Origin of the sequence: Mycobacterium sp. (assembly GCF_050701675.1) — a bacterium.
Lineage (GTDB): Bacteria > Actinomycetota > Actinomycetes > Mycobacteriales > Mycobacteriaceae > Mycobacterium.
Genome location: NZ_JBOGDD010000604.1, coordinates 1 through 7,053, shown reverse-complemented (window position 1 = coordinate 7,053; position 7,053 = coordinate 1). Strand labels below are relative to the sequence as shown.

The 7,053-nt window shown below is 65.9% G+C and carries 8 protein-coding genes; 4 read left to right on the top strand and 4 right to left on the bottom strand.

The annotated features are described in order from the left end of the window. Together ACRDUX_RS18600 and ACRDUX_RS18595 are read left to right on the top strand one after the other, a co-directional pair. On the top strand, positions 1–993 hold a 993-nt coding region (locus ACRDUX_RS18600; RefSeq protein WP_526415494.1), incomplete at its 5' end, for a carboxyl transferase domain-containing protein. Beyond that, positions 990–1,406 (top strand): lipocalin-like domain-containing protein, encoded by a 417-nt coding sequence (locus ACRDUX_RS18595; RefSeq protein ID WP_526415493.1) that lies wholly within the window; start codon positions 990–992, stop codon positions 1,404–1,406. The genes ACRDUX_RS18600 and ACRDUX_RS18595, both read left to right, overlap by 4 nt. On the opposite strand, the gene ACRDUX_RS18590 is transcribed toward ACRDUX_RS18595, so the two are convergent. Genes ACRDUX_RS18590 through ACRDUX_RS18580 form a run of 3 tightly spaced genes read right to left on the bottom strand, consistent with a single transcriptional unit; the run spans position 1,403 to position 3,866 of the window. Next, positions 1,403–2,446, bottom strand: a complete 1,044-nt coding sequence (locus ACRDUX_RS18590; RefSeq protein WP_526415492.1) for a TIGR03857 family LLM class F420-dependent oxidoreductase — start codon at positions 2,444–2,446, stop codon at positions 1,403–1,405. The genes ACRDUX_RS18595 and ACRDUX_RS18590 overlap by 4 nt on opposite strands. Then, complete coding sequence (locus ACRDUX_RS18585; RefSeq protein WP_526415495.1) at positions 2,443–2,817, bottom strand: nuclear transport factor 2 family protein; 375 nt, start codon at positions 2,815–2,817, stop codon at positions 2,443–2,445. Before ACRDUX_RS18585 ends, ACRDUX_RS18590 begins: the two co-directional genes overlap by 4 nt. Before the next feature lie 5 nt (positions 2,818–2,822). After that, a complete protein-coding gene (locus ACRDUX_RS18580; protein ID WP_526415491.1) occupies positions 2,823–3,866 on the bottom strand; it encodes a phosphotransferase in 1,044 nt (347 codons plus the stop codon). A 68-nt stretch (positions 3,867–3,934) separates the two neighbouring features. Between ACRDUX_RS18580 and ACRDUX_RS18575 the strand changes: the two genes are divergently transcribed. After that, entirely contained in the window at positions 3,935–4,558 is a 624-nt protein-coding gene (locus ACRDUX_RS18575) for a TetR/AcrR family transcriptional regulator (RefSeq protein ID WP_526415490.1), read from the top strand. On the opposite strand, the gene ACRDUX_RS18570 is transcribed toward ACRDUX_RS18575, so the two are convergent. Continuing rightward, on the bottom strand, positions 4,524–6,044 hold the full coding sequence (locus ACRDUX_RS18570; protein WP_526415489.1) for a carboxylesterase/lipase family protein: 1,521 nt from the start codon (positions 6,042–6,044) through the stop codon (positions 4,524–4,526). The genes ACRDUX_RS18575 and ACRDUX_RS18570 overlap by 35 nt on opposite strands. Before the next feature lie 106 nt (positions 6,045–6,150). Here ACRDUX_RS18570 and ACRDUX_RS18565 point away from each other — a divergent pair. Further along, positions 6,151–7,053 (top strand): Rieske 2Fe-2S domain-containing protein (locus tag ACRDUX_RS18565; RefSeq protein WP_526415488.1); only part of this gene is annotated, 903 nt, incomplete at its 3' end.

Here is a 7,053-nt window from a genome sequence, read left to right as displayed (position 1 = left end):
GCCCCGGTGTGCGACTTCCGGATCATGAGCGGCCAGGGCGCCATCTTCACCGCGGGTCCGCCGGTGGTCCGGGAGTCGACGGGAGAGGACATCTCGAAGGAGGACCTCGGCGGTCCCACCGTCGCGTTGCAGAGTGGGGTGATCCACAACCTCGGCGAAACGGACGAGGACGTCATCGACGACGTCAAACGCTATCTGTCCTACTTTCCGCCGAGCGCGTGGTCCTATCCGGCGCAACGGGCCGCCGACGAGGCCACGGCGCCGCGACCGACCCCGGAGCTGCTCGACATCGTGTCCAGGGACAACAAGCGCGTATACGACATGCGCAAGGTCCTGGACGTGATCTTCGACGATCCGGACTGGTTCGAGGTACAGCCGAAGTTCGGCCGCGCCATCATCTGCGCACTCGCGCATCTGGGCGGACATCCCGTGGCCGTGGTTGCCAATCAGCCGCAGGTGATGGCGGGCTCGATCGATGCCGACGCTGCCGACAAGGCTGCGCACTTCATCATGGTTGCCGACTCCTTCCACCTGCCGATCGTGTTCCTCGCCGACAACCCGGGCATGATGCCGGGCAGCCGCTCGGAGCGCAGCGGCGTATTGCGTGCGGGTGCAAGGATGTTCGCGGCCCAGACCGCAGCCACGACGCTGAAGTTGCACATCACGCTGCGGAAGGCCTATGGCTTCGGGTCGATGGTGATGTCGCTGCTCGGCTTCGACCAACAGGTCGCGGCCTACGCCTACCCTGGCGCGACGATGGGCGCGATGAGCGCCGCAGCGCTGAGCCGTGCCACGCATGCCGAGGAGGACATGACCGCCAAGCTGCGCGACGCCGAACTGGAGGCGTCCTACCGGTCGGCCGAACACCTCGGCTTCGACGAGCTCATCGACCCACGCGAGACCAGGGATGCGCTGCTGACCGGGCTGCAGCGGGGCCTGTACAGTCGACAGGCGGCTGCGGAGCCCGTCAGCCGCACCGTCATCCTGCCGTGAGCACGACCACGAGCACGACACTGCGGGACGCCGTCCTCGGCGCCTGGGAGCTGGTGTCGTTCGTCGCCACCAACGTGGCCACCGGCGAGGACCGCCACCCCCTCGGAAGCCAGCCGCGCGGCCTGATCCTGTACACCGCAGACGGTTACATGTCGGCACAGCTCGCGAACTCGGACATGGACTCCTACGTCGCTTACGGCGGACCCTTCTTCGTCGACGAGCAGACGTCGACCCTGCATCACGACGTCTCCATGTCGATGATGCCGGAGCTGTTGGCACAACCCCAGTTTCGGCAGGCGAGCGTCGACGGTGACCTTCTCACGCTGTCGGCGACCACGACGGACGACGCTGGCGCGACCACGCACAGCAGCCTCGTGTGGCGGCGGGCCGCCGGGTCCGCGCGGCGCAGCTAGCCGACGCTGCCGCGATAGGCCGCGACCACCGGCTCCAGTTCGTCGGGCGTCGCGCCATGCATGATCAGCGCATCGGCACCGTAGTCGAACTCCTTGCGGATGCGGTCGACGCACTGTTGCGCAGTGCCGGTGGCAGAGGGCTCTAGCCACTCATCGGGGATGAGGGTCGCGATGTGCTCGATCTGCCCGGCGCTGGCCTTGTGGTCAATACCGCCTCCGATGGACTGGACCACCTCGTCGTCCCGGAACTTCTGCAGCACAGCCGGATCCCAGCCATTCGTGTTGACGAGCAGGTCGCCGTAGCCCTGCAGGTAGGTGGCCAGCCGGGCAACCGTCTTCTTCAGTCGCAGTTCTTCGGGCAGGTGGTCGCCGACGGTCGCGAAGCAGGACCACACCTTCACGTCGTCGGGATTTCGACCGGCCTGCTCGGCGGCATCCTTCACGATCTTCACGCTGCGCTGCAAGGTCTCCGGCGTGAAGTAGGTGTGCAGGATGACGTCGTCGAACTCGCGGCCCCCCAGCGCAAGGGTCTGCGGGCCGAAGGCCACGATGGCCAGTCGGATGTCCTCGTTGAAGTCCGGGTCGAGGAACAACAACTGGTACTTGCCGATCGGTCCGTCGTGGTTGAAGATGAGCTCCCCGTGCCACAGCTTGCGCATTACCTTGGCGAAGTCCTCCATCTGCGCGGTGGTCACGGGCGGCACGCCGAAGGCCCCGTACATCGCGGCGATACCGCGCCCGATGCCCAAGGTGAAACGGCCCTTCGACAGTCGGTGCATGGTGGTGGCATACGAACCGGTGATCAGCGGGTGTCGGGTGTTGTGATTGGTTGCAGCCGTTGCGATCTGGATCCGACTGGTCACCGCGCACGCCGCGCCGGTGAGCGATGACGCCTCCTTGACGTTCCACCGTTCCGAGATGAACGCAGTGCCGAACCCGAGTTCCTCACCGCGGCGGGCCTCGTCCATCAACCCGGCGGGCCCCTCACCGCCCGCACCCGCCAAGAGGTAGTAGCCCAGTTCATCGAGTACGCGTGTCATGCCCAAACCCCTTGTTTATAGCCACAATTCCAGACTTCGGTGATCCTGCCATCGACCACCCGGAAGATCTCCATGCTTCCGACGTCGATCATCGTGCCGTCCTTCATCGTCATCGGGGACTGATACACGATGGCGACGTGCTCGCCGTCGTCTCCTGCAACCACGACGTTGAGGTCGAAGCGGATCGTCTCGAACATCGCCATATGGTCCACGATGCGCGCCACTGCCTGGTCGTGCGTGAGCACCATCGCCTCGCCTACCTCGTGCCTGGTCACGGTGTCACCCAGCAGTTCCTCGGCGAGGGCGAAGTCTCCCTCGTTCCACACGACCAGGTTGTACAGCTCGACCACCTCGCGCGCGGTGCGGGCCACGGCACTCATCCGAACACCTCCAGAGCGTTGGTCTCGTGGACGGTCGCCACCGCCCGCTCGACGAGCTTGATGCATAGCGCGCGGGACCGTTCTGGCATGGCATCCCAACCCACCAGCGTGATCACGGGGAGCACCATCAAGTAAGCCACGGCGAAACGGTAATGGCGCCAGGCCTCCTCGAACCCGTAGTCGTCGACACCGTGCTCGCGCAATCGTTCGAGATACTGGCGGACCAGCGCCTCGTCATGTCCTTGACGCACCTCCGTGGGCAGTCCCTGACTGACCAGGTAACCGATGTCGGCGACACCGACGCCGTGGGCCGCGAACTGAAAGTCGACCACCTTCAGTCGATCTCCGTCGAAGAACATGTTGTCGGCCCTGATGTCACCGTGCAGGAGCATGGACCGTTCGCTCAAGGCGTCGAGAGCTTGCGGCGCCAACTCGGCGAAACGTGCGGCATACCGTGCGACCGCGGGCGGCACGGGCACCACCGCGTGTCGCAGGTAGACCTGCCATCCCAACGCGAACACGGGAAGGAAGACGTCGCGGGCGATCGGTGTGTCGATGCTCGGAAAGTCCTCGGGCACATCGCCCTCGGTGATCGACCATGCGTGCAGACCGGCGAGCTGCGCGATGCACACCTCGACCCGACGCATCGTCAGGCCGGCTAGGTGATCGGCGTTCTCCCAGTCTCGGAGGTCTTCCATCACCAGCACGAAGTCGACCGAGTCCTGCGCCATGCGTGCGACGTAGACGTGCGGGGTCGCCAAGGGGCCACGGCTTGCCACCTTCTGGTAGAACGCCAGCTCACGCCGGTAGCCGCCCAGCATGTCCATGGCTCCGCGCGCCTCGGACTGCGCTGCCAACTTGACGATTACCGTCTCGGGCACGCGGTCGCCGGTCAACTGCACGCGGTAGAGCAACGACGAGAATCCGCTGTCCTGCGCGATCTGCTCGGCGTGGACGTCGTCGACCCGTTCACCGAGCGCCTCACTGAGCCAAGACGACGTGACGTCCTCGATGCCCGACGGCACGCCAACGGTTGACATCGAGGCTCCCCTTCGAGCTATGTGACGGTCCGCAACCAAGTTAGTTGTCGAGCGTCTAATATGCAAGGGTGCCCTCACCCGCCCGCGGATTGACCCAGCCACAGCGGGTCGAACTCTCGGCCCGCAAGCTCGTCGAGGCCGCTGCCGAGTTGATCACCGAGAAGGGTTGGGAGGCAACGACTGCCGCCGAAATTGGACGCCGTGCTGGTTACAGCCGGGCGATGGTGCACGCGCGCTACGGTGGCAAGGATGCAATCCTGGACGCCTTCTTCGAGCATGGATATGTCGAGCGGCTCCTGCCAACCACACAGCCCGACGCCACCGGGATGGAGAACGCCGTAGCGCACTTCGGCCGGATTCAGGACCTGTACGCGCAAGACCATGAGTTCCTGAGGGCGATGTTCGTGATGACCTTCGAAGCCGTCAAGACGACGTCGCCGGTACGCGCTCGGCTGCAGACCTGGTTCGAGCGTGGCGTCGAGGCCGTTGAGGTAGGTCTCCGAGCCGGAATCGACGACGGGTCGGTACGACCGGACATCGACGTCGAGCGTGCGGTCAACGACATCAGCGCGGCCGCGTTCGGCATCGCGTTCCATTGGATCGTGCTGTCCGAGCGGTACGACCTCTCGCGCGAACTGAGTTACGCCCGCGCGCGCATCATCTCCGACTACGGTTCCCGCGCGCGGCGCTGAGCGCGGCCCACGCCTCGCGTCGTGCGCCTGAGGGGTTGGCCTCCACCCGCGAGCGGCGGTCGAAGATCATCGTCGCCCGCTCCGAGGCGGTGTAGCGGGGCCAGTCGTCGCCGGGCACCCCGGTCCTGCTGAACGACCTCCACCGGCGCTGCACGTCCCTGCTGACGCGTCGAGCCGAACCCCTGTCCCCCGCCACCGTGAGCAGCCCTCCGAGCCGCGTGTCGTACACGTCGAACACGGCGAGCAACTCGGTTGCATGGGTGGCCCCCAAGCCCGACCACTGCAGCGGCCGCGGCGCGTAGTCGTAGCGATAGTGGTAGGTGGGCGCGTGCGGGGCGTGCGCCTCCGCGAGTTCCCACGCCCTTGCTCCGAAGGTGAAGTCGCTGCCGAAGGCCAGGCACGCCGCGCGGCTCGGATAGCCGGGGTACGAGTCACGCAAGCTCTGTGCCACAGCAGGTTCCGCGCCACCGAGGAACCTCTCGATGACGGGCTCGTTGGTCGGCAGGTAGTCCATGAACCGAGCGAACAGGCTCGCTTCGGTGGCGTTGCTTCCGATGATCAACGGCACGCGGTGAGCCTCGCCGCGTGTCATCGCGTCCACGTGGGTGCGTGGCAGGTAGTCGCCGCCAAACGTGGCGCCGATGCCGAAGGAGTCCGGGGTCTCCTGAATGGTGGCCGTCATGACGCGCTCCAGGGTCCGCACGAGTTGCGACGGCCGCGCCGTCATGACGGCGCGCGCACCGTCCGCGGGCTCCGCACCAAGTCCGGCGACCAGCTTCCTGGCCACCTCGGCGGAATACTCGGCGTGGTGGATGAGTCCTCCTGGCGGGCTCTCCGAGATCGCCTGGTGGAACAGGCCGGCGGCATCGGGTACCGCAAGCAGTGTCGCGACCGCGTGAGCGCCTGCGCTCTCCCCGAAGATCGTGACGTTGTCGGGGTCGCCGCCGAACTCGGCGATATTGTCGCGCACCCACCGCAGCGCCATGACGAGGTCGCGCAAGAAGAGGTTGGCGTCCAACGGGTATTCGGCTGTGGACAGCGACGACAGGTCGACGCACCCGAGCGCGCCGAGCCGGTAGTTGGCGGACACGTACACGGCACCGCGCCGCGCGATCGACGCGCCGTCGTATATCGGGGTGGCCGAACTGCCGAACATGTAACCGCCGCCGTGGATGAAGAACATCACGGGCAACGGAGCGGACACTCCAGCAGGAGCGACGACGTTGAGCGTCAGGCAGTCCTCGCCCATCGGCTGCCTGACGCCCGGCCTCAACAGCGTGTAGCGGGGATCCTGCGGCGCGCAGTTGGCGACGTCCTCGCAGTACCGCACACCGCGCCACGGAAGCGGTGGCTGCGGTGTGCGGAATCGCAACGGCCCCAGCGGTGGTCGTGCATATGGAATGGAACGCCAGCGCGCGACGCCGTCACGCACGAACCCTTGCACGGTGCCGCTCGTCGTCGACGCCCGAACCGAGGCCGTGACCACGCTTCCTCCCGCATTCGGAACGTACGGACGAGTCGGCTGGAGCGCCAGGATCGCATGTTACCGTAACTCTTACAGTAGTAGGTCCAAGTCGTGGAGGACAGCCCCCGTGAAAGTCCCGTTCACCTGGAAGGTCACCGGCTGGTTCATGATCGGCTGGTCGCCGGAATTCCCTGCCGGGGAGACCAGGGCCCTGACGTACTTCGGCGAGGACTTGGTCGCCTACCGCGACGAGTCCGGCGAACTGCACGTGATGGAGGCTCACTGCAAGCACCTTGGCGCCCATCTCGGCCACGGCGGCAAGGTGGTCGACGACTGCGTGGAGTGCCCGTTCCACGGCTGGCGCTGGGGTCCCGACGGCACCAACCGGTACATCCCCTATCAGCCGGACAAACCCAATCGCGGGCTGCATCTGCGGGTGTATCCCGTGATGGAGCAGTACGACTGCGTGTTCGTCTGGCACCACCCTCTCGGCAAGGAACCGCAGTGGGAGATGCCCGACATCTTCGCGTCCTTCCCGCAATACGAGACCGACCCGAAGGCCTATTACCGTCCGTATCCGGAGTTCTCGAGATTCGCCGAACGGGAACCCGTACACCCTCAGATCGTCGCGGAGAACGGTCCCGACAGCGCACACTTCCAATACGTGCACCGCGCCACCGTGACACCGAAACTGCTGGACTGGAACATCGCCGATCAGGAGTGGCGGTTCCTGACCGGTTGGCCGGCCGCCGGCAGCGACGATCCGGACCAGATGGCGTTGCGGATCCACAGCAACATGTTCGGACTCGGCGGCGCCATCAGCGTTTTCGAGGGTCAGTCGAACCACCGGCTGATCTTCGCCTGCACGCCGGTCGATGACGGGTACTCCAACATGTTCTACTCGATCTGGGAACCGCGGGTGCCCGGCGACCAGTCCGACGTACCACCGGACGTGGTCCGAAGGCGCATCGAGAAACAGTTCCTGGTGACCGTGTGGGACGATCTGGAAATCTGGCGCTACCAGAAGTAC

Coding starts and splice junctions, on each gene's coding strand:
- ACRDUX_RS18590 (WP_526415492.1), bottom strand. CDS start 2,446: ATGACACGCGTACTCGATGAACTGGGCTACTACCTCTTGGCGGGTGCG.
- ACRDUX_RS18580 (WP_526415491.1), bottom strand. CDS start 3,866: ATGTCAACCGTTGGCGTGCCGTCGGGCATCGAGGACGTCACGTCGTCT.